We start from the raw sequence: 25,162 nt of genomic DNA, 5'->3' as shown, positions 1-25,162 counted from the left end.
ACCAGCCATGTAGAAATGACAATCACCTAACCTGTAGTTGATGATAAGAACAAGAATATCACTACAACTAAGAATAAATCCATCACATCCTCATGCAACTCTTCTTCTTTTTTATCATAAAGAATGTCCATTAAACTCTCTTCGCCTCCCTTTCCCATTGTTTGTATAAATTGCCACAAAAGCACATTGGATGAAAAAACTGTTATGCCTTATAGCTGTTATTCCTGCATTATCATTTGCACAAAAAGATGATTCGATCTTCATAAGAAAATTAGCCAACGAGATACTGGTGAATGGAACTGCTTATGAGAACCTGCGCCACCTGACAAAGAATATTGGTGGCCGCCTGGCAGGCTCACCACAAATGACGATGGCAGAAAATTGGGGCGCTGCGGTTTTAAAACAAGTAGGCGCCGACACAGTCATCATGCAGCCATGCATGGTGCCACACTGGGTTCGTGGCGGCACGGACAAAGCATCTATAACCAGCGTAAACAGCAAACGCACCAGGAGACCATTAGATGTAGTGGCATTGGGCAATACTATAGGCACAGGTAAAAAAGGAGTAACAGCACAGGTGATCGCTATATCTTCTTTTGATGAATTGGAAAGACGGAAAGATGAAGTAAAAGGCAAGATCGTGTTTTACAATGCGGCGTTCAATCCTGCTAATGTTCGACCATTCACATCCTACAGCGAGATGTCGGCATACAGAACCCGCGGCGCATCAAGGGCAGCAAAATATGGTGCGGTAGCAACCATCGTTCGCTCTATGAGCGAAGGCACCAATAATCACCCACACACCGGCTCCAATAACTACAACGACTCATTTCCTAAAATACCAGCTATTGCTATTGGATTAGAGGATGCTGATCATTTGTGGAATGTGTGCAAGAGCAATGCAAATGTGCAGGTATCAGTAACTACACACGGTTATTTTCTTCCTGATGCGCAGGCTTATAATGTTATCGGTGAATTGAAAGGTTCCGGAAAAGATGTGACCTATTTAACCGTTGGTGGCCACCTAGACAGCTGGGACAATTGCGAAGGCGCACACGACGATGGAGCAGGCATTGTACAAACCATGGAGATCCTTCGTGCATTTAAAGCCTTAGGATACAAACCAAAGAATACCATTCGCTTTGTACTTTTTGCCAACGAAGAAAATGGATTGCGCGGCGGCAACAAGTATGCTGAAGAAGCCAAAGCTAAAAATGAAAAGCATGTATTTGCGCTTGAAAGTGACGCAGGTGGTTTTACACCACGAGGCTTTGGTTTTACCATAGATGCAGAAAAGCTAAGGAAGATACAGCCGTGGGTAGCACTGCTAAAGCCTTATGGTGTATATGAATTATCCAGTGGCGGAGGCGGTGCCGATATAGGGCCATTGAACAGGGCTTTTGGTACTCCCCTTGCAGGGCTGCAGCCAGACCCGCAGCGCTATTTCGACTTGCACCATGCACGAAACGATGTATTTGAAGCAGTGAACAAAAGAGAACTTTTACTTGGCGCCATTAACATGGCTGCATTGGTTTACCTGGTAGATAAACATGGCTTGTAAAGACAACAGTTCACAACATACATCTACGCCAGTAAAAGGAAAATAGCCAGTCGCTTGTGAATATCAGGCAACTGCTTGTTCCAGTCGTTGATGGTTTTGGTAACAATGGTTTCTGCTGGCGCTGTAATATCCACGGCTATACATAGCTGCGTTTGCGGCTTGCAATGGGCTACTATGTCTTTTATCAGCTGGTTGTTCCTGAAGGGCGTTTCAATGAATATCTGTGTACATTTCTTTTTCGCAGACTCTAGTTCCAACTCCTTTATTGCCTGCTTGCGATCGTTGCCATCAATTGGCAGGTAGCCATGAAACTGGAACTGCTGGCCGTTCATTCCGCTGGCCATCAAAGCAAGTAATATAGAACTGGGACCGACTAGTGGCTTAACCAACGCACCTGCCTTTTGGGCCACATTTACCAATAGCTGACCAGGATCTGCCACGCCAGGACAACCGGCTTCGCTAATTATGCCAATCGTTTTATTTTGTTGCAGCAACTGCCTGAACTGCTGCTGCACTTCAGCTTCAGCCTTATGAATAGTAAACCATTGATAATCGTCAATCACCATTTCACGCCATAGCTTTTTCAGGTAGCGCCTCGCCGACCTTTCATTTTCTACAAAAAATACCTGGCACTGCTTTACCGCATCCAATACATACGGTGGTATGGTTTCAGGCGCATCTTCATGAAGTACAGTAGGTATAAGAAAAACGGTGGAAGACATTTTTAGATTTCGGATTTTGGGATTTCGGATTTTAGATTTAATGCACTTTGATTTCTAGTTTCTGTTCTCTGATCTCTGACCACTGATCTCTGACCTCTGCTTCAACTCACACTTTCTTCAATCCTCGCATGCTAAGGGTAGCCGCTATCACAGCGTATGATGGTGCCAGCACCCAGCCCAATACAGGCACCCAGTGCATCAGGTAAAACATGATGCCATTGCCTATGGCGAGACCTTTTCGATTACCAATGAATTCAATGCTTTCAGCTGCTGTTAGTTTATGTCTTTCGCAACTGTAATCCAGCATCGAGAAACCATAATAGTAACTTTCTATAAGCAAGGCAAAAACAGGTGTTATCCAACCAACAATTGGTATAAGCGACAAAATTAAAATAGCAAATAGGTAAACACTTTGCCACAGCATATTTCTTACAGATATACCAATTCCCCTGATGATATCTTTTGCCAATTGCCTGAAGCTGAAAGGAAAATCTTTACCCTCTAGTATTGCTTCCGTTTTTTCGCTTAAATAAGCAAACACAGGAGACCCAACGATCAACCACACATACTTAAACAGGGAGAAGTAAAACAACATTAGTATCAGCCAGAGTATCAAACCCGCCAGTGTAAAAAAGAAACCAAGCAGCTGGCTGCGCATGCTTTGTATCCAGGTATTGAGGCCAGAGCGCACGCCTAAATATTCAATAACTGACGTGGCGCTTTTTCCAAAAAAATACATGCTTACCACGAAAACGATCATGTAAATGATGCCGGGTATAATGATCCATTTCCAAAGATTGTGCTTGCGGATGAAACTATGAGCCTGCCCATACGCCTGTATTGCTATCACTATGTCTTTGAACAAAAGCTATTGGTTTTGAGGCATAAAATTAGCGTGTATAAATTGGTTTACAGGAACAAATAAACAAAACGATGAGCGAGGATATAAGAACAACATTATTACAAGAACCAACATTGGCAACCGGTTCTTCAGAAATGAAAAAACTTCCACCTGAATTTTACAGAAGAAGTGATGTAATAACTATAACAAGAGACCTGATTGGAAAATTGGTGGTGACCACCTTTGATGGGTTAACCACTTCAGGAAGAATAGTGGAAGCCGAAGCGTATAATGGTCCGCATGATAAAGCAGCGCATTCATACAATAACAGGCGCACCAACCGAACCGAAGTGATGTTTGCTGAAGGTGGTGTAGCTTATGTGTACTTATGCTATGGCATCCACCAAATGTTCAATATTGTAACGAACCAAAAGGATATACCAAATGCTATATTGATACGTGCACTAGAGCCGGTGGCAGGTATTGATACCATGTTGCTCAGGTCAGATAAAATTACTCATGGCTACGACCTCACCCGCGGACCAGGCAATGTGGCCAAAGCACTCGGCATATACACACGCCACTCAGGAATGAGCCTGCAGGGCAACGAAATATTCATTGCTGATGATGGAACAACCTATAGTGATGATGAGATTGCCATTACTCCACGTATTGGTGTAGACTATGCTGGCGAGGACGCACTTCTGCCCTACCGGTTTATATTGAAAAGCAGTAAATACTTAAGTGGTAAATGCAGCCTGAATGCGGGAAAGTAGAAAGAACAGCTTACTGGAAAGATAAAAAATGAATGCTTTGCTTTCCTCCTAATCTTTTGATCCCACAAATCGTGGTTCTCTTAAAACTTAGGACAAGGCATGCTTCGCTGCTCTGGTGGACGACGTGTATAGATGAGTGATATTTCCATACCGCCACGCGCCTGTGAGGCAGGTTTGAGTGAAGAAGTATTTACATCGTATGTAGCACCCAACCTAAAATCATTGAATTCTAAACCTACATATGGAATGATGGCATCATTCAACCTGTACCAGCTACCCAGGTAAAGGCTGGTTGGCTTTTCGCCGCTTTCATCCACCACGTATTGCCACGCACCACCGATAACAGCTTCCGATGCACCAGCCTGCATGCTGTACAATCCACTGAGGTGAATGGTTGATGATTGCCCTACAGGAAAGTAACCACCAGAATGGAAAGTAGTACGCGGGTTTAGCAAATACAATGCACCTGTAAACTGCTGCCTTGGCCTGTTGATGTGATACATAGACACGCCAGCATAAAAATGATTTTGGTCGCTGGTGCTGCCGGTATACAACAAACCTGCATTCAGATCCCAATACTTTGTTTGCAGTGTAGAATTGTCGAATAATTCAGTGGTAGTACCAGTAAATCCGAATGGAGTAAGTTGATCTTCAAATTTTAGATTAGCCACGTTCACCAGCATATTAGCATAAGTAGCCTGGAAGCCTGCACCAATCTGGTGATAGCCATCTTCATCCAATCCTTTATGATATGCAGTAGAAACAGTAAGGTAATTGAACTTAACTGTGCTATTGGCACTTTGATCGGAGAAACCCATGAAGCCCAGGCCCCAGATATCATTAACACCAATATGATTTCTCATGATTGGAAAATCTACAGAAAGTGTAGTGGTATTGAAAGCACGGTTGAACGCAGGCCATTGGTTACGATAATTTCCAGCAACCCTGTAAGTACCATCAATTTTACCGGTGAATGCCGGCGACAGTGTAAGAGGTGAAGCAAAAAATTGTGAGAAATGCGGATCCTGCGCAATTGCGGAGTGCATGCCCGAGCAAAATAGTACGACGAAGATTAAAAGTTTATGCATCTGCGACGAAATTAATTATAAGACACTTCACTTATTATAAATGTTGCGCATTTCACATCAATATGTGGTGCTTACTGCTGCATCTTGCTGCCAAATGCCAGGTCGCCTGCATCACCAAGACCTGGTACAATATAACCTTTTGCAGTCAGTTCTTCATCAATCTCTCCACACCAAATTTTTACATCAGGCTGTTCTAACTGTACGTATTCTATACCTACCGAACATGCTATGGCAGTAACCACATGAATTTGAGAAGGCGCACCTTCATTCTTCATATACTGGATCGTCTTTACCAACGAAGCACCGGTAGCCAACATAGGATCGCTGATGATAACTACACGACCTGCTATTGGCGGACAGCTCATATATTCTAAACTGATCTCAAATGTTCCGTCGCGGTGATGCTTGCGGTATGCAGAAATGAATGCGTTGTCTGCATGATCGAAATAATTCAGCATTCCATTGTGCATAGGCAAACCTGCACGTAATATAGTAGCTAATACAGGCTGATGCTTTAGTTTTTTACAAGTGGCAGTTCCAAGAGGCGTTTGTATCTCTGCTTCTTCCCATTCAAGCTCCTGGCTGATTTCATAGGCTGCTATCTCTGCAATCCTTTCCAGGTTGCGTCTAAAGCGCATCCTGTCTGTTTGAACTTCTATACTACGTAACTCACCCACCCAATTACTCACAAGGCTGTGGTTTTGGCTTAAATTAATGACCATAATTGTTTACAGATTTCTAAGTGTAGATTGCGGCGGGAAAATTACGCCAAATATGTTTTGGTAGCCGATAAAACTTGAACAATTATGATCTACAGAGTGATAGGTTTAATGAGCGGATCATCGCTTGATGGGTTGGATATCGCTTTCATTGAATTTGAAGAAATAAGAGGAACATGGAATTACGAGATAAAAGCAGCTGATTGTATTGCTTACTCTGATGAGTGGAAACAACAATTGGAAGGGGCCACTTCTCTTAATGCATATGATTATTTGCTACTGCACTCAGCATATGGGAAATATATAGGTGAGCAGGTAAATGCATTTATAGAAAAGCACAACCTGTATCACCAGGTACAGTTGATAGCATCGCATGGGCATACTACTTTTCATTCGCCAGCGCAAGGCACTACGGCACAATTGGGTGATGGTGCTGCCATAGCTGCCACTACTGAGATTAACGTGGTAAGTGATCTTCGTGCTATGGATGTTGCTTTTGGCGGACAGGGAGCACCTATAGTACCAATTGGTGAAAAATATCTTTTCAGTGAATATAGCTTATGCCTGAATATTGGCGGCATAGCCAACATCTCTCATCGTACTGGTGATAATTATGTAGCTTTTGATATTTGCGCAGCCAATCGTGTTTTAAACATGTTGGCGCAACAGGAAGGAAAAGAGTATGATGAGAATGGTGCACTAGCGGCTTCAGGAAGTATCATCACTCCATTGCTTACACAATTAAATGCTTTGGATTATTATGCTGCTTCGTTTCCAAAATCTCTTTCTAATACTTTTGGAACGGATACAGTCTTCCCGCTTATCCAATCATTCGAAGGATCCACTGCTGATAAATTAAGGACATATACTGAGCATATTGCCATGCAGGTTTCATATGCCATTCAAAACCTGCTAAAACGCCCATTGCAGGAACGTGGAAAAATGCTGATTACTGGCGGAGGCGCTTTTAATCAATTTCTCATCAAACGCATTCAGCAAGCAATTGATCTTTTTAATGTAACTCCCGAAGTACCGGATGCAAAGCTGGTGAATTTTAAAGAAGCCCTGGTTATGGGGCTGGTGGCTGTACTGCGCTGGCGCGAAGAATACAATGTACTTAGCACGGTTACCGGCGCAAGACGCAGCAGCATTGGTGGGGCTGTTTACATTGGCCAGGAAGCATAAGGATTAAAATTTGCGAAAGAAATTCAATTGAAAAAAAAGATCTTATTCTATAGTTTATAAAAGAAAAGCCGTGACAATTGCCACGGCTTTTTCATTTATGTAAGATGCTATTATTCCCAGATCTCGTCTTTACCTTCTAACCACGCTTTTACAAGCTCTGTGGTTACACTCTTAGGTCTTTCAAGCGGCATACCCAATGCTCTATCCCAGCAAAGGCTGGCAAGAACACCCAAGGCACGGCTAACACCAAATAGAACAGTATAAAATTCGTATTCTACCATTCCATAGTGTACCAATAGTGCACCGCTGTGTGCATCTACATTCGGCCATGGATTTTTTATTTTACCCAGCGACTGAAGGATCGGTGGAACTGCTTCATAAATGTTCCAAACAGTTTGCACTAACGGATCATCAGGCATGTGTTTCTTACCAAACTCCATTTGTGCAGTGAAACGTGGATCGGTTTTACGCAATACTGCGTGACCATATCCAGGGACAACTTTTCCTGATGTTATCGTTTTTTGAACATACTCTTCTATCTGCTCTTTCGAAGGACTTTCTGTACCCAGCTCTTCGCGCATTTCATATATCCACTTTATCACTTCCTGGTTAGCCAGTCCGTGTAGTGGACCTGCAAGACCATTCATAGAAGCAGCAAAGCTCAGGTAAGGATCGCTAAGCGCAGAGCCAACAAGATGCGTAGTGTGCGCACTTACGTTTCCACCTTCGTGGTCGGCATGGATGGTCATGTACAAACGCATCAATTCAAAGAAGCTCTCGTCTTTATAACCCATCATGTGCGCAAGATTACCGCTCCAATCCAGCAAACCATCCGGCTGAATGTGTTGGTTATTCTTGTACTTGCGACGATAGATATAAGCTGCTATTCTTGGTAGTCTGGCTATAAGATCCATAGCGTCGTCGAAAGTGGCATCCCAATAATCTTTTTTGTTCAGACCTTCTTTGTACCTACGGGCAAAGTTGCTTTCAGTTTGCAGTGCCATGATACCCACAACAAACATGGTCATTGGATGCGTATCTAAAGGCAATGCATCGATAGTAGCAAATACGTGGTTAGGTACGTGGCTGCGACGCTGCCATACATCTGTTATATGCTCCACATCAGCCTGCGTAGGCAATTCGCCGATCAGCATCAGGTAAAAAAGTCCTTCTGGCAGCGGCTCGTTTCCGCCTTCAGCTTTTGGAAGTTTTTCCTGCAATTCAGGAATAGAATAACCACGGAAACGGATACCTTCCTGGGCATCCAGGAGGCTTGTTTCTGTAACAAGGCCGGTAATACCACGCATTCCCTGGTATACCTGGGCAAGTGTTACTTCACCTATTTTCTTGCTTCCATGTTCCTTTAGTATTTCCTTGATCTCTACGTTAGCTTGTTCAGCTTTGGCCTTAAACCTGTCTTTGATAATTCCCATGACAAGACACTTTATTTGTTTTATGACAATGGATGAATAGTATCATTTCTTCTGTAGATGAAATGATGTAGGATGGCTAAGGTAAAACAACTTAGTATGAGCAACAAAAGTATTGTGAAAAAAGCAGTACGATTGATTGATGATCAACTACTTCGGTGCTTTCCTGTAAAACCAGACAGCAACAAAAAAGAAGATAATATTTGGCGTCCATGCCGCCAGCATTGGGTGCAGATTTCCTTTTGTAGAAAAGATGGTAGAGAACCTGTCTGCCAGTATAAACAACGCACAGGTAATAAATCCTACCGCAAGATGAGATCCACTTCCACCTCTTACCTTCCGACTGGCAACCACGGCACCAATTAGAGTAAGTAATATCACAGCGGCAGGTGTGGCGTCTCGTCTATACCTTTCTACTATCAATGCGTTCAATCCTTCTACCCCACGCTTTTCTTCCAGCTTTATAAACCTGTCAAGCTCCGGTGTGGTCAACTTGTCTTTTACATATTGATCGCGCTTCAGGTCTTTGGGAGTAAGATTAATATCGACATGCATGCTGGGGATCATGGTTACTGTTTCTTCAATGCCTTTAATCTTACGTTCAATCACATTTTCCAATAGCCATTTTTTAGCTGCCGTATCCCAACTGATAGACTCTGCACGCAGGTTGTAGTCAATCTTGTTGCCTCTTACATGCTGCAGGAAAAAATTGCCACCTGTCTTGCTCGTGGTGTCGTAGCTCATCCCTACATAACGTACCGGGTCTACCTGCAGGTAAATAGCTGTTCGTTGTCCAAACAAGCTATTGTACGACGAGTTCATATCTACATACCTGGCCTGAAAACTAACGCGTATATCATTGGCCATGGGAATGAACGTGCGGTTGCCGAACCACAACACCACAGCCAGCAAACAACCAGCTAAAAAGAACGGGCGCAGGTAACGGTTGAAACTGGTGCCGCTGGCTAAAATGGCTACAACTTCACTGCGGCCAGCCATTTTACTAGTAAAATATATAACTGCTATAAAAACGAACAGCGGAAAAAGTAAAGCCAGGATGTGCGGCACAAAACCAATATAGTATTGGCGAATGATCTCCATTGCACTCAGCTTGGAGCGGACGAAATCATCAGCTTTTTCGCTGATATCAACCACTACAGTAATGAATGTAAATAGCAGGATAGAAAAAACGAACGTAACGAGAAGGTTCTTAAAAATGTACCAATCTATTTTTTTCATGCTGCCTGATGGAGGCGCCAAAGATAGCAGTAAGCCCGCACAGAAGCAGAAACAAGTTGTTAATAGCAACAGGCATAAAAAGAAAAAAGTAGCCTTAACTACTTCTTTCTATGCAACTTAAACATCCATAGAGGATGGACGTGGGGGTTATTGGAAATCATAGATACAGGACCAGATCAGGGGGTGTGATACAGTAAATATAACCCGGCTGTCACGTTGATGGTGCAATAGCAACTGAAAGTGTATAATATCCTGATTATGAGATGATTTTCCACATTCAGCTAATATGTATCTTCTTCCCTTCAAGTTAATCCTGTAGCAGTATAAAAACGTACTATTCCTGCGAGAAACCTTACCCCGCACGGCAATCACTTCCAGCCTATAATCTTGTCTGCAAAACAGGTAAAATATCATCTTTCCAACTAGCAAAATCGCCAGCCAAGATATGCTCTCTTGCCTGCTTTACCAGCCATAGGTAAAATGAAAGATTGTGTATGCTGGCTAGTTGCAAGCCCAGTATTTCATCTGATACAAAGAGGTGGCGCAGGTATGCTTTCGTATAATAGTTACTGGCATTATTATCCAGTTCATCATCTAATAAAGAAAAATCAGAAGCCCATTTTTTATTACGGATATTGATAACGCCTTTCGTGGTGAAGAGCATACCATTCCTGCCGTTGCGGGTTGGCATAACGCAGTCAAACATGTCTACTCCCAGGTGAATACAATTCAGGATATTCCATGGAGTACCTACACCCATCAGGTAGCGCGGCTTATTTTCCGGCAGCTCTTCGCAGCAGAGCTGGGTGAACTCGTACATCATCTCCATTGGCTCGCCCACACTTAGTCCACCAATGGCATTTCCCACCGCATCTTTACTGGCAATATATTGGCACGATTCAACCCGCAGGTCCTTATATGTTCCACCCTGCACTATTGGGAAAAGGTTTTGCGTATAGCCATATTTATCCTCAGTAGAGTTGAACCTTGTGAAGCACCTGTCGAGCCAGCGATGGGTAAGGTGCATACTATTCTTTGCATACTTGTAGTCGCTTGGATAGGGCGGGCATTCGTCAAAAGCCATCATGATGTCGGCACCAATGGTGCGTTCTATATCCATTACTCTTTCCGGTGAGAACATATGCCTGCTGCCATCTATGTGCGACTGGAACATCACACCTTCTTCAGTGATCTTTCTACTGGCTGCTAAAGAAAATACCTGGTAGCCGCCACTATCAGTCAAAATGGGCTTGCTCCACCCGTTGAACTTATGAAGACCACCGGCAGCTTCCAGCACTTCCAGTCCGGGGCGCAGGTAAAGGTGGTAGGTATTTCCAAGAATGATCTGTGCTTTGATATCAGTGTTCAATTGCTGCTGGGTAACCGCTTTTACACTACCCACTGTACCCACAGGCATGAAAATAGGTGTTTCAATCTGGCCATGATCTGTTGTTATCACACCAGCCCTTGCCTTAGAATTATCATTGGTTTTTTGAAGCTCGAATGTTAGTGCCGCCATAAGCCGGCAAAAGTATTAGAATGAAATTTTACTTTCTGAAAATTAACAGAGGAAAGGAAGCAGACATGTAAGATTTGGGATTGTAGATTTTGGGATTTGGGATTTCGGAATGTAGAGATTTAGAGATTTCCATTTCGCTATTTCAGGAACAGCAAAGCCATTTCCCATGATCCTATTGCCTTGATTTTGCTTTTTACTTTTTGACTTTTGAATTTTGAATTTTGACTTCCAACTCCCATCTCCCTATCGCTGCTTTACACTTTTATCATAATAACCTGGTTCTTTTTTCTGCAGCCAGCGTACAAACTTCTTTATCTCATCATGTTCCAGCAGGCGATCGATTGTGTGGTAATAGCGCTTCAGTTCTATTTCAGCAAAAACGGCATGGATCTTATCGTGGCAGATTTTATGAAGAAGAATGGTAGGCGTGTTCTTCCCGCCTTTGCTCAACGGCATCAGGTGGTGCTTGTTGGCTGGCTCTGCTAATGGTCTTTTGCACAATGGACATTCCTCTGCTGATCTCATCTATCCCAATTCTGGTATAACAATGGAAACAAAAAAGTAAAAACTATACCATTAGCCAAAACAGCCAGTCATCATTATTGCTCGGCAGCATTCAGATCGCGCACATAACGTGCAGCCAGCGAATCGCCTGCTACCATAGCCTCTACTAATAGTTTAGAACCTTTTGGAAGATTTTTTGAAAAAGTACAACGTGCATAGTAATTGTTTTCTTCAAGTATGTAACGGTCTTCAGCAAAAACGTATAGAAAACCCAAAGTGCGCTTAGCCACTGTATGTCCTGCATTGCTAGCTTTCTGCAGCAGTTCAAAAGCAGATTTACAATCGATCCTTTTGTTTTCGTTGCGCAATGCAAGATCAGCGTAGTGATACATGGCTTCTGGTACATTTTCCTGCAACAGGTTCTCATATATTGGAAGCGCCTCCTGCACTTTGCTGCTATTGATGAGCTGCTGTGCGGTGCGCAGTTGCGCCTTCACGTCTTCATCATTAAGCGCCGGTGTAGTATTGGCATTATTGGCAGGCGGCGGCGAAGTAGTCCGACCTGCCTCCTGGACAGTTTTCAGATCTTCCTTTCTCAGCCAACCTTTGGAAACCTGGTTTCTATGGTTGGTGATCTCTGTATAGATAAATCCATTTCGTTCGTCTAAAGCTTTGATGGTAGAATCCGAAGGAATAGCCCATGCATTACGACGGGTTGTTTCATCTGGCTGATCGTGAAAATAAGCACGAGGAACTACCACTTTATATTCTGCTACCAGCGCCTTACCACTGCTTGTTGTAGCAGGTGTCCTTTCAGCCAAAGGCAATTCTTTTTCTTTAAAGAAGATAAAATACACGGCAACTGCAAGTCCTGCAAGCACCAATAGCGCAAACAGCCATGTACCGGAGGATGATTTTTTAGAGCGGTATGCAGTATAATAATCTGAATTCTCAGAACCTTGTAAAGTAGTGGGTGCAGCAGCAGAGGAAACGATTGCAGTGGAAGCCTTTTCCTGCTGCAATTTTTTCAATTGAAGTTGCAGCTGTTCATTCTCATGGCGCAAACGGCGGTTTTCCTGTGCCAAAGCATCTGCATTAGCACCTACAACAGCCAGGCTGGTAGAGCCTCCCAGGTTATGCCAAATGAAATCATGAAGCACATCGCCATTCTCAAACCGCTGCTGTGGCTTTTTCTCCAGGCACCGATAGATCATATTTACAAGCCATGCCGGCACCTGCATTTCCTGCACCTTCTTTTCATCGCTCCACGCTGCCGGAAGTGCCTGCTTACGCAGCTGCAGCATATCAGGAGGAGCTGTTTCTAAGTGCGCCACCATTACCTGGTTGCGCGATGTTTCACTCTTATCTTTTAATGGAAAAGGAACAGTGCCTGCCAGCAATTCGAACAGGATGACTCCAAAGCTGTAAACATCTGTTTCAAAAAGCGTTGTTCCTTCTGCCTGCTCAGGAGCCATAAACTCGATAGCACCTGCATGACGAAGACTTGTTCTTCTTTGTTCATCACTCATGACAGCAAGACCAAAATCCAGCAACATGTAATTGCCTGTGTGAATATTATATTTCACGTTGTTGCTCTTAATGTCACCATGCTTAATGCCGATCTTATGACAATGGGCCAAAGCATTAGAAAGATGATTGGCAACTTTTACTACTTCTTTTATAGTAAATAAAGGCTCGTGCGGAGGCTGCAGCAGTTCTTCCAGGTCAGGGCCTTCTATGTACTCCATTTCTATAAATGGAAGATTGCCGGTATCAGTTATCCCTGAGCTAAGGATCTTTACAACATTAGGATTGGGCTTTTCATTTACCTTTTTCAGCTTTTCTACTTCGTTGGTAAATGCAATAAAATTTTTATCGGCATCGCTCTCACTATGGATGGGTGTAGGCAATAACTTGATGGCAGTGATGATCTCACCGATCCTTTTTCCTTTATACACCGAACCCTGGCCACCAGTTTTCATGGCGCCCATGTTTTCAAGTCCTGCAGTAATAGTAAAAACTCTACTCATGATAAATTATTCAGAAGAACCGTTTGCTGGAAGTGGTGAATTTAATTCTTCTGAACAATGCAATTGCAGTGGTATCACCTGTAAGTACAGCAAACTGGTTACAACGCGCCAATTTACTTGATTGTTCTATGTGAGGCTTGTTAATTTGCCCTTGCCAGGTCTTTCTTTCGTATCCACCCTGTTGTGGTCTCTCCCTGGTCGTCTTTAAAATTCACCAATATAAATTCTCCTTTATCTTCTATAGCTCTTACAATAACATTTCCTGGAATTATAAATTCATTGGTACGGCTGCTTTCATCGGCTTTGCTGTGAAAATATGCTTTGGCAGCAACCCTATAGCGAGTGCCTGGTCCTGCTGGTTTATCTTGTTGATCTTTGGCAGTTTGCTCCTCAGGCTTTTCTACTTTTTTAGAGGTATCAGCTACGGGCGCTTGCGAAGTATCAACAACCGTTACATTGGTTTCTTCAGGTTTTCTTTCTGTAACCTGGACCGCATCTGCTTCCGTTAGCTGCTCCACAGGTTTATTCTCCACATCGTCTGTTTGTTCTGAAAATAATGGCGCACCACCTTGTACACTATCCAGCGAATCATTACCTACTGCATAGCTGGCAGCTACGGTGTCTGCATTTCCTTTACTAAAAAATGAATAAGCCGCAATGACTGCAAAAGCTATAGCCAGTACCAATACCACCATAAACGTACTGCGTGATACGCTGCGGCTGCTGTTGCCCTCATAACTATAGGAGGTTGCTTCGCTGGCACGAGCAGGAGCTATAATGGCTGCATCACTATGTGAATGTTCGCGGGCTGCCAGTTGTTTTTCGTACCGCGCCACTGTTTGCTTTAGCGAGCTTACTTCGTCGGTGAGTTGCTTGTTGACTTTCTTCATTACCACCAGCTGCGATGCAAGTACTTCATCCGTTTTGCTTGCATGGCGTTCGTGGACTATAAAGTCGTGTAGCAGCACGCCATCTTCAAAACGTTCCTTTGGATTCTTTTCGAGACATTTGTACACCATCGTCACCAGCCATTCTGGTATATGTAGTTCGCGTTCTTTCTTCGCCTCCGGCCACTCAGCTGGTATGTTTTGCGTACGCAACTCTACCAGGTCAGGTGCAGGAGTTTCTATATGTGATAGTCGAACGGTATTACGCGCCGACTCTGTTCTATCATTTAGCGGAAAAGGAACACGACCTGTCAGTAGCTCAAAAATGATTACACCAAAGCTGTATACATCAGTAGCGAAAAGTATCTCTCCATCATTTTGCTCAGGCGCCATAAATTCTATTGCACCTGCATTGCGAAGACTTGTCCGACGTTGTTCATCAGACATAACAGACAAACCAAAATCGAGCAACACGAAATTTCCTGTGTTAATGTTGAACTTTACATTGTTGCTCTTTATGTCGCCATGTTTTACACCATACTTGTGGCAATGCGCCAATGCATTAGAAAGATGCTCTGCTACTTTACATACATCCTTTATGCAGAATAGCGGGTCGTGTGGTGGCTTCAGCAACTCTTCCAGGTCAGGACCTTCTATATATTCCATTTCTATGAATGGAAAATTGCCAGTGTCGGAAACGCCTGAACTAAGTATGGTAACTACGTTTGGATGTGGTTCTTCATTTACCCGCTTCAGCTTATCTACTTCATTCTTAAAGTCGCGGTAACTGCGGTCATCATCAGTAGGATTGAAGATGGGAGTAGGCAGTAATTTAATAGCAGTAATAATTTCACCAGTTCTCTTTCCTTTGTACACGGATCCCTGGCCGCCTGTTTTCATGGCTCCAAGGTTTTCCAACCCATCTGTTATGGTAAAAACTTTACTCATTTCTATAAGTGTAAAAAATGATCATTCAATAAGTCGTTTTATTGGATATTATCAATGTTCAAGGACGGTTAGAAGAACGATTAGTTTAAGAAAATTAAAACCTGCTTTCAATTGCCAGTTAACCTTCTTCTCCTGTAGGAGGATTATATGTAAACTCTATAACAGCAGACTCTCCTATTATCACCTGGTCGCCTTCCTGTAGTTTATGCCCTATCTCCATTGTCTGTAACTTAAACTGGTTTCCATCGTTGCTACGCACCTTTACCTTGTTGAGTGGTGGCACCCCACCTTCATCTGCAAACAAATAAAATGCCCCTGTTTCAGGATTGTATTCTATGTGTGCATGTTGGCGGCTAATGCTACGGTTGCTCTCATGAGTGCTGTCTGTAGGAAAAGCGATATCATTTTTCCTGAAATATCCATCTGCTGTCTGCACACTCTTCTCACGGCCTATATTCAGTTTTCCAATGTTGGAAGTAAGCTTGTAATACGGCTTCTCTGCTTCACCATTTAGAACTTGTATATAAGCCTCCGAGTCTTTATGTACTGCACGCTTACTTTTAGTAGAAACAAACAATCCAGCATCTACTGTTGGAATTTTGGTAGCCTCTTGTGGCAGCGTTTCTTCAAAAATAATTTCCATCGTCCAATCAGCAGGAAGCGCAATTGCATAGTCATCTGCTATCCTTTGTACCTCGTCTTCTTTAAAACGATTATCCTCATCGGCATATACTGCTGATTCGTACAAATGCTTTTCTTCGGTGCTACAGTTAATGTACAAGCACAGTCCTTTTATATTCTTACCCTCACCACCTTCAGCTTTTTGCAGTTGTTCTTTTACGAACTGGAGTATCGCGCTACGAATACCTTTTACATCAGTGGGTTTTCCTGCTTTAAAAAAATCGAACATTAGGGCTTTTATTTTATTTTCTTCAATTGTAAATCTTTAAAAAGGAAGAGGTTGAAAACCTTCATCCAATAATTTCTACCTGCCAGTATCAACAGCAGGCTCTGCTGGTTCTGCTTCTACCATAGGTTGTGTACCATTACCATTATTAACTGGCACTTGCGCCTGAGTAACCGCTGCAGGTTTAGCCGCATTTTCAAATCCTTTTACATAACCTCTCTTTAGCAGGAATGGTATCACCGTCTGACCTGCAAGCCTTACCGCCTCGCTTGATCCTTTTGCGTCTTCCAATCGTACACACGCTACTATATGCCCGGTGCCATTGGCTTTAGGAGCGAAGAAAACATACCACCCATCTTTGATCCTGCGGCCTTTGAACACACGCTCAGGTGTACCCGTTTTACCGGCTACAGCTATTTGTGTACGGTGCACTTTTCCTGCACTTTGCTTTATCATATAATCTTTCAGGAAACCAGCATACGAAGGCGATTTAGCAATGGCAACACCTTCACGAACGGGTGTTTCAGCTCCACTTACCTTGTACAGGTACCTGTTGTGCATCATCGTTCCATTGTTGGATATACCTGCGGCAAGACGCGCTACAGAAGCAGGTGTTGCTATCAATTCACCCTGGCCCCACGACATGCCTGAAACACCACGGCCGCGTGTAGGTTTTATATTGTTAGGATTGTAACGCTGTACAGTAGCAAATTCTGTTCTGCGCCACAGGTCGCGCCACCTATCCTGCTGCGCTATATTATCCTGGTTGAATTCATAATAATATCCTCCCACACCACGCAGGAACATACCGGTTTGCAGGTAAAGGTTACCCATCTCCTCCTGCAACTGCCACTCATTTGCCAGGCGAATAAAGAACGAGTTATTAGATCGTACCAGGCCGCGCTCAATGCTGATGTTTCCAGCCTCATCAGGTTCGGGTCCTGCTACACGAATAAGATCTGCCGGGCGTACCTGTATAGTTCTTCTTGCAGCATCGTCACCTACTTTGTTGAAAGCCGCCAAAGCAGTAAGCACTTTAGCAGTAGAACCCGGCTGGGTAGCATGTGTGAAGCCGATATCGCTGTTACTGATCCATTCCTGCAGCCTGTTTTGTTCTACGGTTGAAAGCATCATCCGTTCCCAATCATTTATCTGTGGCAATGGATACATAGATGAAGCAAGAACATCACCATTAGAGCCATCCATTATCACTACAGATGCACGTTTCACCTTTACACTATCATCAGCTGCCAGTGCCTGGTTAATTTCTACCTGCAGGGCTGCATCAAGCGTAAGATGTACATCACGATTTTTTTGTTTAAATGCTTCTACCTGCTGGCTGTTGATACCGGCCAGCAGCAAGTGAGCAAGCGCACTATAATCGCGTTTCACCACAGTCATTTCTGTAGATGTTTGTGGCAGGAAGCGATCTTCTCTATACCTGTTGGCACTTACCTGGAACTTGGTAGTAGGTGTAGGAAATCCACGTAGTTCCGCAGCATGCGCATATTCAGCATAGTAGCCATTGGAGCTACCGTTGAAAATACCTGTATTGGCATCGCCTGTCCAGAAGAACATTTGCTCTGCAAATGGGTAATACCTGCTTTGACGTTTATAGGCAAGTGCATCAATATCTTCTCTTCGTACACCCAGCGTTACCAGGCTGTCCAGTTGTTGGTTGATGGTTTCAGCATTACTGGTTGCAAGTATTCTACCATCCCTGTCAAGCAGGTTGCCTGCCTGCAATTTGTTCATCAGGATGCTGATGCGCGGGTTGTAGCTAAACATCCTGGTTCCTGTTCTATCTGCTACCAATGAAGGTTGCACCACCCACTTCTGGTTGTTGAAAAGGTAACGCGATACGTTTACACTCAGCAGAACAATCCCTACACATGCAGCTACCAATGCAGGAAGCAGGTTCCTATCCTGCTGCTGTGTAATGAATTTCATTTGTGCAGGTGAGCCCTCTATATTAGACGCTGAAAGCAGGAAACCTGCAGCCAGCATATTCATCACCAGCGACGACCCGCCATAACTCATAAATGGAAGCGCCACACCCGATAAAGGCAGCGCACCTGTTGACCCTCCTGCTATCAGTAAAAATTGAACAAAGGTTGCTATGCCTATGCCTGCACAGAGGTAAAAAAGAAATGGCCGCCCGGAGTGCCTGCCAATCACTATTGACCGGTGCAGGTAAATTAAAAAGATGATGAAAATGCAGATGATACCAGCCCATCCGAATTCTTCGCCCATAGCAGGCAGTATCATATCAGTATGAGCTTCCGGGATGGATTTCGCAAAACCTTCGCCGGCACCCTGGCCTGTGATACCACCTGTGGCCATTGCCCAGATACTATTGGCAACGTGATCACCACCAAACACTTCATTATCCCACGCATCCTGCCATATTGCTTTCCTGTCTACCAGCCTTTGCATAGGGCCAGGAATGAGTTCTTCCAGGTAAGGAACTTTATCGAGCAGCATGAAACCTGCCATTACTACCATAGCCATAACAGCAGATTCGCTCAACTGCTTTTTCTTCACCAGCATGTATAGCAGCATAACTCCTATTGCTACACCTGTTGCTATCCAAACATTTTCGATGATCCAGAGACAGACGATGTATAACACAACTGCCGCAGCCATTGGAACAAAATCGCCACGGGAAAAAGAGAAGAGAATTATGAATGTAAAGCAGACTACCATTGCCGGCCCCAAGTCACCAATAATCAGGAATAAAAATATAGCTGCCAGTATAGCCGCAACAGCAAAAGCAAAAAATGAAGAACGTTTACGCCACGATGAGTAGGTAGAGATGAATTGTTCGTTGGTAGCAAAATAACCAGCCAGGAAAAACAACACGAGGAACTTCACGATCTCGCTGGGCTGAAAACCAAACAAGTTTACTTTTACTCCACTTCCTTCAGGACCTGTACCGAAGAACACCGTTAGCACCAGTAAGCCTAAAGCTGCAAATATCCATGGCCAGCCATTGGCGGCCCTCCTGTTGCCCTTGAAAACAAATGCACGGTAGAAAAGCGAATCGGTGGTAAACTGGCGCAGGTTGAAGAGCAGCATTAGTATGATGCCGGCTATACCTCCTCCGAAATAATAGAGCGTGTTCTTAGCCAGGAAGCGATCGCGAAGCGGGTCTTGCAGGCTAAGCAAAGTGATGAAAGAAAGCCCTATCAAAATCATCAGTACAGGCAACAGCAACTGGTCAGCCTGCGGAAACCTGATGCTTAGTATGATGTGCAATAAAAAGAAGCAGCCAAAGAATACTCCAACTATTATCCAAAACCAGCGCATCACTTCACCTGGTGTTCTTACTATCAAAGCACCTTCTCTTTTCAGGTTGTTGAAATCACGCGTGGAAAAAAGCTTCATGGTATGAGGAGCCTGTACAAATGCAAAGTTCACATCATTGTTGAGTGATGCTACACCTTTTGAACGGCCAAACTCAAAACCTGGCTGAAGTGGTAAAACATTATAACCTCTATCAGCTTGCAATCCTGTAAAAGAAAAATTCCCTGAACCATCCGTACGTGCATAAGCTATTACGCCCTGCAGTTGCCTGTTTCCGGCACTATCCAAAACATAACTGCGTCGAACACCACCTGCTGTTACCGTTTGTTCCCTGTCTACTTCTGTTACGTCCTCGCTATAAATGCTGTCTTGCGGCAGTATCAGCTGCAGCCTTACCAATACACCTGCTGCAGGAACTTCCTGTTTATTGATTATTCTACCACTGATGGTGCGGTTGCCCATACCTACACTGGTAGCGGAATTCACTTGTATCCCTTTCTGTACCTCGCGGTCAAAGAGTGTAGAGTCCTGGTCGGAGAAGCCGAGCAGTATGCGCTCCACCTCTACCCTCTTCTTAAAAGATTGACCGCCTTTTGTAAATGCTTCTGATACGTTTATATCATATTTATTCTTATTCAGCTCTCCTACATTATCTATTTCTAAGTCCTCTGCTGCATCACCTTTCTTCACCATAGATGCTATCAGGTCAATGTCTTGTTTATCCTGGAAATAGAAACCTTTCTCTAACAGCACCTGCATTTTCTCACCTGGCTTTTCATCGTTCAGGTTCATCATGGTGCCATTGGCAAGGCGTTTCCCTACATCGGCAAAATCACGCTGCAATACAGTGAACAACTGGTAAAACATTAAACCCAACACTACGCTGGTGAGTAGCAAAAACAACCGCTCTGTATTGCGGGCTGAAAAACGATTTCTAAACTGCGACATCCTTGTTTCTAATAATTGTTTTGTGTATTACCTATATAGAGAAATGCAGAATCAGTCAGCCTGCCGTTTACAACAGCATTAGCCGGGAACATCATCTGGTACTCCACCGGCACTTTACAATTTTTGAACTGCACGTTTTGCAGGTGTAAGCCCGGAGACCTCATCAGTACACCTACGTCGAAGCCCTGGAGTGTGATGCTATCTAATAAAAAGTAGCGGGTGTTAGCAGCTACAATAAATGCTGGACCTTTATAAGAAGTATCGGCCACCAGCGTCATCCCATTGCCTATAATGTGCAGGCTATCTTTATGAATGAGGATAGAATCAGTGATGACAAGTTGTTGACCTGGCGCTGTGGTCACAAGAAAAACTTCACCATTGGTAGTAGCATCTATATTATCTACAAATGCCTGCTCCTGTTCGCTGCGCTGTTTTACCTCAACACGCGACTGCACTTCCTGCCGGTGATTTTGATCTTTTACATAATCGCGGTAAAGCAGCCATGCAAGGGCCGCCACTACCAGTACAAGTAAAATGGATAAAATACTTACCGTAGGGTTTGCCTTCTTCTTTACTTCCGGCCGCCTGATGTCGTCGTGGTTTTCTTTAGCTGACAAAGCCACTCCTTCAGATTTTACATGATTATCCTGGCGGAGGCTTACAGCAGGTTTGGTGGCTTCTTGTTTTACAGGCTCTTTATCGTTCCATACAAGCACTACGGTAATATTGTCTTTACCGCCGGCATTGTTTGCAGCACTTATCAAAGTCTCTGCTTTTTTCTCTATTGTTTTACCTGAAACCAGTACATCTCTTAAACCGCTATTGCTTACCATATCGGTTAAGCCATCGCTGCATAGGAGTAGAATATCACCTGGTAAAAATGGCGAGTCTCCTGTTTCTATATATTCTGCATTACCAGCTATATCATCAAAACCAAGTGCCTTGTTTATTTCGTTGCGTTTTGGATGTTTCATGGCAGCCTCTTCACTCAAGCGGCCACTATCTTCTAAAAATCCAACAAACGAATGATCCTTGGTAACTTTTACAAGCGACTGGTCGCGGAGCAGGTAAAGGCGCGTATCACCTACGTGTGCATAGTAAAATTTATTCTCTTCAATATCGGCGAGTGCAAGTGTTACCACACATGCCATCTGGCCATTGCGCCTGTTCTCTATTTTCTGCTGGTATATCTGCTTATTAGCAGCAGCAACAGCATCTTTAAGTGATACAGCAATGTTGCCACTGTTATCAATTCGTTTCAGCTGATCAAGGATAGTTTCTCTTGCTATTTCAGCTGCTACTTCACCACCTTCATATCCACCCACACCATCAATTACACATGCAGCTATATAACGGCCGTTTCTCAATGTCTCAGCAATGAAAGTATCTTCATTGTTGCTTCGTTGTCTACCGGCATCCGTTAATCCGAAAAAGTTTGTAGCCATTATTCGTTGTTGTTGTGTGTCTTTTTAATGTCCCTGAAATTTGCCATGAGCAAAAGCAGGCAGATAACAAACAGAGCAGAAGATAATATTGCATTGATCATTGCCTACGACTTAAAAATGTTTACTCCTACAATACCGTTCAATACGATCTTTGAATTCACTGGCAACTCTACCCAACTTGGCGAATCAGGGGCACTTGGCCTCACCTCTCTTTCATTCAGCATTGTCTTCTCGCCGTAAGAAGCCAGGTAAAATTTTCCATCTGCTTTATTGAAACGTACAGAAAGATGTGGCGAACTAACCCATTCTGATGGAATGCGAAATTTATCCTCTGCCTCTTCCATGTCGTCTTTACCTGTTATGAGTATCTGCTCGGCGCGCATCAGGTATTCTATCTTCTTACCTATGTATTCTTTATCAGGAACTACTGTTTCAAAACGAGCAAGCAAAGATTTTTCGCCACTGGTGATCTCCTCATCATCCAGTTTCAGATCGTCTTTATATTCCACTTCATAGTAGCCTTCGCTGTAGTAAGTAAAGCCTTCCATCAACTCCGGATTTACATCCAAAGCTTCTGCAATACCTGTTTGGCGTGGAATAAATGTGACACGAAGATTTTCTTCTTTAGGTTGTGGAGTGCCGGGTAAAAGTTTTCCAATATAACTCTTATCGCCACGGGCATACTCAGGGTGCGATACAAAACGAAACACCCACTTGTTACTGGCAGGCTCTACTGTTTTACCCCGCTGCCTGTACTCATTAAGTATCTCATAAAACCGCTTCACCGACTCATGAATAATAATTCCGAAGATGCCCTTCTTATTATTCATAAACTGGTTGTAATCTTCCGGATTGAAGCAGATAATGTATTCGTGGAAAAAAACGATGCGATTGCCGAATGATAGCTGCGCAATTGATTCTTCAAATTTTTCAACTATGTATTTGAAAACATCATCGGGTGTAAGGGCGGTTGGCTCAACTACGGTAACTGTGGCTTCTTTTTTCAGAAACCAATCATGCAAACCCATGCGTTGCCAAAAAGATCCTTGTGAACTCATGTATAGTAGTAATTGTATGTTAGCTGGTTGATAGAAATTGGATAAGGCCCAGGAGCCATCAAATTTAGGTAACTCAAAATCAAATGGTGACGGCTGCTGCTACTGTTATTGCTGATCTTTGTTCTTCTTTTTGCCAAAGATGTTATTAAGAAATTTTCCTAAACCTTTTTTCTTAGGCTCCTCTACCGGTGCTGGTTTCGCTACGGTCTTTCTAGGCGTTTTCCTTTCACTTACTTCATTAGCTGCTGAAGCTACTACCGCTCCTCCACTAAGAACATTGTAAATAGTGCCATCGTGCTGTTGCCTGTGCTCCTCATTTTCTTTCCAAACCTGCTTTACGTCTGTATAAATAACTTTCCCTTCTCCTAAAGTAGCCGGCTGCTCCGTTGATGGTTCATTGATGGTTTGCCAGGTTCTTGCACTATCAATGGAAAAGAGGTATTGACCTGCAGCTACATCATAATACATATTCATATTAGGATAATAAATGAACTTGTACTTCCCCTTCTCTTCCTCAGCTTGCTGCGGTTGCTGCTGCGAACAGGAAGCAACAGCAAATACAAAAAGCATCAAAACCAGTTTCTTATTCATAAAATGGCATTCGGCAATAACCTTTTTGGTACATCTTATTCAAAGATTGTTCCAATAAGAAATCCAGCTGGCAAAGCAGAAGGATTGAATTACAACTTGATAACATATAAATAGCAGAAATCATCAAACAGGAAATGCAACTCGTTGTTGGTTTCCTGCTGGAGAAATAGTTATGCTGGTTGATTCGCCTTTTCTGCAGCTTGTTGCAGTTCTTCTGAATCGGCATGTGGTTTATCTTGCCTTGCTTCCAGTACCGGCATTAGTTCAAAATGGCTGAGCATAGGAAAGTGATCAGATCCGTTTTTCCCTAAACGTTTCATATTGATCAATCCAAAGTGGGCGGAGCAAAAAACATAATCAAGCGGGAAACGCATAAACCAATAGAACGCAGAGAATGTACTAAAGAAACCACGGCCACGGCGAGGATCAAGAAGGCCACTAGTCTTCCTGAATAAGCCGGTAACATAGCTCCAGGCTACATCATTCAGATCACCCAGCACTATCACTGGCAACTTCTCTTCCTTTGCTTTGAAGGCGATCTTCATCAATTCTTTGTCCTTTGCTGTGGATCTATCATCTTCACCGGGGACTGGCGGCTTAGGATGTAAGCCAAAGATCTTTATATGTTCTCCTGATGGCAATTCGATCACTGCCTCTACCGATGGCACATCATCTTCTACCAAATATTTCACTTCAGCAGAAACAAATTTGAATCGTGAATAGAACAATAAACCATAGGTATTATCCCTGGGCTCTTTCAGTATGTGAGGATAATCTTTATCAAGTTCTTTTACTGCCTGCTCCCATTTCTTATCCGTTTCTACAAGCATAATCACATCCGGGTCTTCTACTTTCACCTGGTCCAATAACTTGTGGTAAGCTGTATTTTCCTGGTAAACATTTGCAGCGAACAACTTTAGCTGGTTCTTTTTTTGATTTGGCTTTACCGTTGTCATTTCAATGCTAGAGAAAGCAGTGTAAGGCCAGATCTTATACCCAAGGTAAAGAACACATAAAGCAAGAATGACAACAGTGATGATGACGAAAGTTTGAGTGAGTGGCCGGTTGATAAACAGGGAAATAAGCGCCACAGTACAGAGAACAAATTTTTGGTAACGCGGGTACTCAAATACTCTAAACACCCAGTAATCGTTGTGCACCATAGGTAGTAACACAGCAACGATTAACAACCAGGAAAGAATAAGTTGGAGTATCTGTATATATTCATTCATAGGTATGGAATGGCGGTTAACACTGGTAAAAATAAAGTTCGGAAAAAGCAACTACCCGCTCATCAAATGTTTTTTCAATGCTCCAACTGCAATACTCTTGCCGCTGTTGCTGCTACACCTCCTTATCTTAAGATTTATTCCAGTTGCTAAATAAATAAGAACTTCCAATTGCTGCACAAAATGGAGATAAATCTAATATAAACAAAAAGCCTCCGGTAGAAACCTG

The 25,162-nt window shown here is 43.3% G+C and carries 19 protein-coding genes; 3 read left to right on the top strand and 16 right to left on the bottom strand.

Annotated elements, in window-relative coordinates:
* The first annotated feature begins 190 nt into the window (after positions 1 to 190).
* A complete protein-coding gene (locus tag J4N22_RS15735) occupies positions 191 to 1,561 on the top strand; it encodes a M20/M25/M40 family metallo-hydrolase (RefSeq protein ID WP_207496169.1) in 1,371 nt (456 codons plus the stop codon).
* Between the two features lie 23 nt (positions 1,562 to 1,584).
* Here the strand turns inward: J4N22_RS15735 and J4N22_RS15730 are convergent, their stop codons facing one another.
* Both J4N22_RS15730 and J4N22_RS15725 read right to left on the bottom strand, forming a co-directional pair.
* Positions 1,585 to 2,283, bottom strand: a complete 699-nt coding sequence (locus J4N22_RS15730) for an SAM-dependent methyltransferase (RefSeq protein WP_207496167.1) — start codon at positions 2,281 to 2,283, stop codon at positions 1,585 to 1,587.
* Positions 2,284 to 2,389: 106 nt separating this feature from the next.
* The gene (locus tag J4N22_RS15725) at positions 2,390 to 3,148 is read right to left on the bottom strand and encodes an EI24 domain-containing protein (RefSeq protein ID WP_207496165.1); all 759 of its coding nucleotides are present in this window, start codon (positions 3,146 to 3,148) and stop codon (positions 2,390 to 2,392) included.
* A gap of 68 nt (positions 3,149 to 3,216) precedes the next feature.
* Here J4N22_RS15725 and J4N22_RS15720 point away from each other — a divergent pair, with 68 nt between their 5' ends.
* The gene (locus tag J4N22_RS15720; protein ID WP_242692258.1) at positions 3,217 to 3,900 is read left to right on the top strand and encodes a DNA-3-methyladenine glycosylase; all 684 of its coding nucleotides are present in this window, start codon (positions 3,217 to 3,219) and stop codon (positions 3,898 to 3,900) included.
* Between the two features lie 80 nt (positions 3,901 to 3,980).
* Here J4N22_RS15720 and J4N22_RS15715 read toward each other — a convergent pair whose 3' ends face one another.
* Positions 3,981 to 4,988, bottom strand: coding sequence for a PorP/SprF family type IX secretion system membrane protein (locus J4N22_RS15715; protein ID WP_207496163.1), 1,008 nt, complete (start codon positions 4,986 to 4,988; stop codon positions 3,981 to 3,983).
* Positions 4,989 to 5,059: 71 nt separating this feature from the next.
* Complete coding sequence (gene upp, locus J4N22_RS15710) at positions 5,060 to 5,710, bottom strand: uracil phosphoribosyltransferase (RefSeq protein ID WP_207496161.1); 651 nt, start codon at positions 5,708 to 5,710, stop codon at positions 5,060 to 5,062.
* 84 nt (positions 5,711 to 5,794) lie between these two features.
* On the opposite strand from upp, the gene J4N22_RS15705 reads away from it, so the two are divergent.
* Positions 5,795 to 6,892, top strand: a complete 1,098-nt coding sequence (locus J4N22_RS15705; protein WP_207496159.1) for an anhydro-N-acetylmuramic acid kinase — start codon at positions 5,795 to 5,797, stop codon at positions 6,890 to 6,892.
* Between the two features lie 110 nt (positions 6,893 to 7,002).
* Here J4N22_RS15705 and J4N22_RS15700 read toward each other — a convergent pair whose 3' ends face one another.
* The 12 genes from J4N22_RS15700 to J4N22_RS15645 form a co-directional block, all read right to left on the bottom strand.
* Positions 7,003 to 8,325: a citrate (Si)-synthase, eukaryotic gene (locus tag J4N22_RS15700; RefSeq protein WP_207496157.1), complete on the bottom strand. Its 1,323-nt coding sequence runs from the start codon at positions 8,323 to 8,325 to the stop codon at positions 7,003 to 7,005.
* Between the two features lie 147 nt (positions 8,326 to 8,472).
* Positions 8,473 to 9,561 carry an LptF/LptG family permease gene (locus J4N22_RS15695; protein ID WP_207496155.1) on the bottom strand — a complete coding sequence of 363 codons (1,089 nt, stop codon included), beginning with the start codon at positions 9,559 to 9,561 and terminating at the stop codon, positions 8,473 to 8,475.
* 379 nt (positions 9,562 to 9,940) lie between these two features.
* Positions 9,941 to 11,080: a tRNA guanosine(34) transglycosylase Tgt gene (gene tgt / locus J4N22_RS15690; protein WP_207496153.1), complete on the bottom strand. Its 1,140-nt coding sequence runs from the start codon at positions 11,078 to 11,080 to the stop codon at positions 9,941 to 9,943.
* A 243-nt stretch (positions 11,081 to 11,323) separates the two neighbouring features.
* A complete protein-coding gene (locus J4N22_RS15685) occupies positions 11,324 to 11,605 on the bottom strand; it encodes an HNH endonuclease (RefSeq protein WP_207496151.1) in 282 nt (93 codons plus the stop codon).
* Positions 11,606 to 11,679: 74 nt separating this feature from the next.
* Positions 11,680 to 13,614 (bottom strand): serine/threonine-protein kinase, encoded by a 1,935-nt coding sequence (locus J4N22_RS15680; RefSeq protein WP_207496144.1) that lies wholly within the window; start codon positions 13,612 to 13,614, stop codon positions 11,680 to 11,682.
* 140 nt (positions 13,615 to 13,754) lie between these two features.
* Positions 13,755 to 15,449: a serine/threonine protein kinase gene (locus J4N22_RS15675; protein WP_207496142.1), complete on the bottom strand. Its 1,695-nt coding sequence runs from the start codon at positions 15,447 to 15,449 to the stop codon at positions 13,755 to 13,757.
* A 118-nt stretch (positions 15,450 to 15,567) separates the two neighbouring features.
* A complete protein-coding gene (locus J4N22_RS15670; RefSeq protein ID WP_207496140.1) occupies positions 15,568 to 16,359 on the bottom strand; it encodes an FHA domain-containing protein in 792 nt (263 codons plus the stop codon).
* 75 nt (positions 16,360 to 16,434) lie between these two features.
* Positions 16,435 to 20,610, bottom strand: a complete 4,176-nt coding sequence (locus J4N22_RS15665) for an FtsW/RodA/SpoVE family cell cycle protein (RefSeq protein WP_207496138.1) — start codon at positions 20,608 to 20,610, stop codon at positions 16,435 to 16,437.
* An 8-nt stretch (positions 20,611 to 20,618) separates the two neighbouring features.
* Positions 20,619 to 22,055, bottom strand: coding sequence for a PP2C family protein-serine/threonine phosphatase (locus J4N22_RS15660; RefSeq protein WP_207496136.1), 1,437 nt, complete (start codon positions 22,053 to 22,055; stop codon positions 20,619 to 20,621).
* A gap of 104 nt (positions 22,056 to 22,159) precedes the next feature.
* The gene (locus tag J4N22_RS15655) at positions 22,160 to 23,113 is read right to left on the bottom strand and encodes a hypothetical protein (RefSeq protein ID WP_207496134.1); all 954 of its coding nucleotides are present in this window, start codon (positions 23,111 to 23,113) and stop codon (positions 22,160 to 22,162) included.
* A gap of 105 nt (positions 23,114 to 23,218) precedes the next feature.
* Positions 23,219 to 23,683, bottom strand: coding sequence for a hypothetical protein (locus tag J4N22_RS15650; protein WP_207496132.1), 465 nt, complete (start codon positions 23,681 to 23,683; stop codon positions 23,219 to 23,221).
* Positions 23,684 to 23,874: 191 nt separating this feature from the next.
* Positions 23,875 to 24,936 carry an endonuclease/exonuclease/phosphatase family protein gene (locus J4N22_RS15645; protein WP_207496130.1) on the bottom strand — a complete coding sequence of 354 codons (1,062 nt, stop codon included), beginning with the start codon at positions 24,934 to 24,936 and terminating at the stop codon, positions 23,875 to 23,877.
* Positions 24,937 to 25,162: the final 226 nt, after the last annotated feature.

Origin of the sequence: Aridibaculum aurantiacum, assembly GCF_017355875.1 — a bacterium.
Lineage (GTDB): Bacteria > Bacteroidota > Bacteroidia > Chitinophagales > Chitinophagaceae > Segetibacter > Segetibacter aurantiacus.
The sequence above is the reverse complement of the archived record's forward strand: the minus strand, read 5'-3'. Positions and strand labels throughout refer to the sequence as shown.

Bases quoted from the DNA above. Each gene is read 5' to 3' on its own strand.
- J4N22_RS15650 (WP_207496132.1), bottom strand. From the start codon at position 23,683: ATGCTTTTTGTATTTGCTGTTGCTTCCTGTTCGCAGCAGCAACCGCAG.
- J4N22_RS15715 (WP_207496163.1), bottom strand. From the start codon at position 4,988: ATGCATAAACTTTTAATCTTCGTCGTACTATTTTGCTCGGGCATGCAC.
- J4N22_RS15705 (WP_207496159.1), top strand. From the start codon at position 5,795: ATGATCTACAGAGTGATAGGTTTAATGAGCGGATCATCGCTTGATGGG.
- upp (WP_207496161.1), bottom strand. From the start codon at position 5,710: ATGGTCATTAATTTAAGCCAAAACCACAGCCTTGTGAGTAATTGGGTG.
- J4N22_RS15720 (WP_242692258.1), top strand. From the start codon at position 3,217: ATGAGCGAGGATATAAGAACAACATTATTACAAGAACCAACATTGGCA.
- J4N22_RS15735 (WP_207496169.1), top strand. From the start codon at position 191: ATGAAAAAACTGTTATGCCTTATAGCTGTTATTCCTGCATTATCATTT.
- J4N22_RS15695 (WP_207496155.1), bottom strand. From the start codon at position 9,561: ATGAAAAAAATAGATTGGTACATTTTTAAGAACCTTCTCGTTACGTTC.
- J4N22_RS15700 (WP_207496157.1), bottom strand. From the start codon at position 8,325: ATGGGAATTATCAAAGACAGGTTTAAGGCCAAAGCTGAACAAGCTAAC.
- J4N22_RS15655 (WP_207496134.1), bottom strand. From the start codon at position 23,113: ATGAGTTCACAAGGATCTTTTTGGCAACGCATGGGTTTGCATGATTGG.
- J4N22_RS15665 (WP_207496138.1), bottom strand. From the start codon at position 20,610: ATGTCGCAGTTTAGAAATCGTTTTTCAGCCCGCAATACAGAGCGGTTG.
- tgt (WP_207496153.1), bottom strand. From the start codon at position 11,080: ATGGCGGCACTAACATTCGAGCTTCAAAAAACCAATGATAATTCTAAG.
- J4N22_RS15680 (WP_207496144.1), bottom strand. From the start codon at position 13,614: ATGAGTAGAGTTTTTACTATTACTGCAGGACTTGAAAACATGGGCGCC.
- J4N22_RS15645 (WP_207496130.1), bottom strand. From the start codon at position 24,936: ATGAATGAATATATACAGATACTCCAACTTATTCTTTCCTGGTTGTTA.
- J4N22_RS15730 (WP_207496167.1), bottom strand. From the start codon at position 2,283: ATGTCTTCCACCGTTTTTCTTATACCTACTGTACTTCATGAAGATGCG.
- J4N22_RS15685 (WP_207496151.1), bottom strand. From the start codon at position 11,605: ATGAGATCAGCAGAGGAATGTCCATTGTGCAAAAGACCATTAGCAGAG.
- J4N22_RS15670 (WP_207496140.1), bottom strand. From the start codon at position 16,359: ATGTTCGATTTTTTTAAAGCAGGAAAACCCACTGATGTAAAAGGTATT.
- J4N22_RS15660 (WP_207496136.1), bottom strand. From the start codon at position 22,055: ATGGCTACAAACTTTTTCGGATTAACGGATGCCGGTAGACAACGAAGC.
- J4N22_RS15675 (WP_207496142.1), bottom strand. From the start codon at position 15,449: ATGAGTAAAGTTTTTACCATAACAGATGGGTTGGAAAACCTTGGAGCC.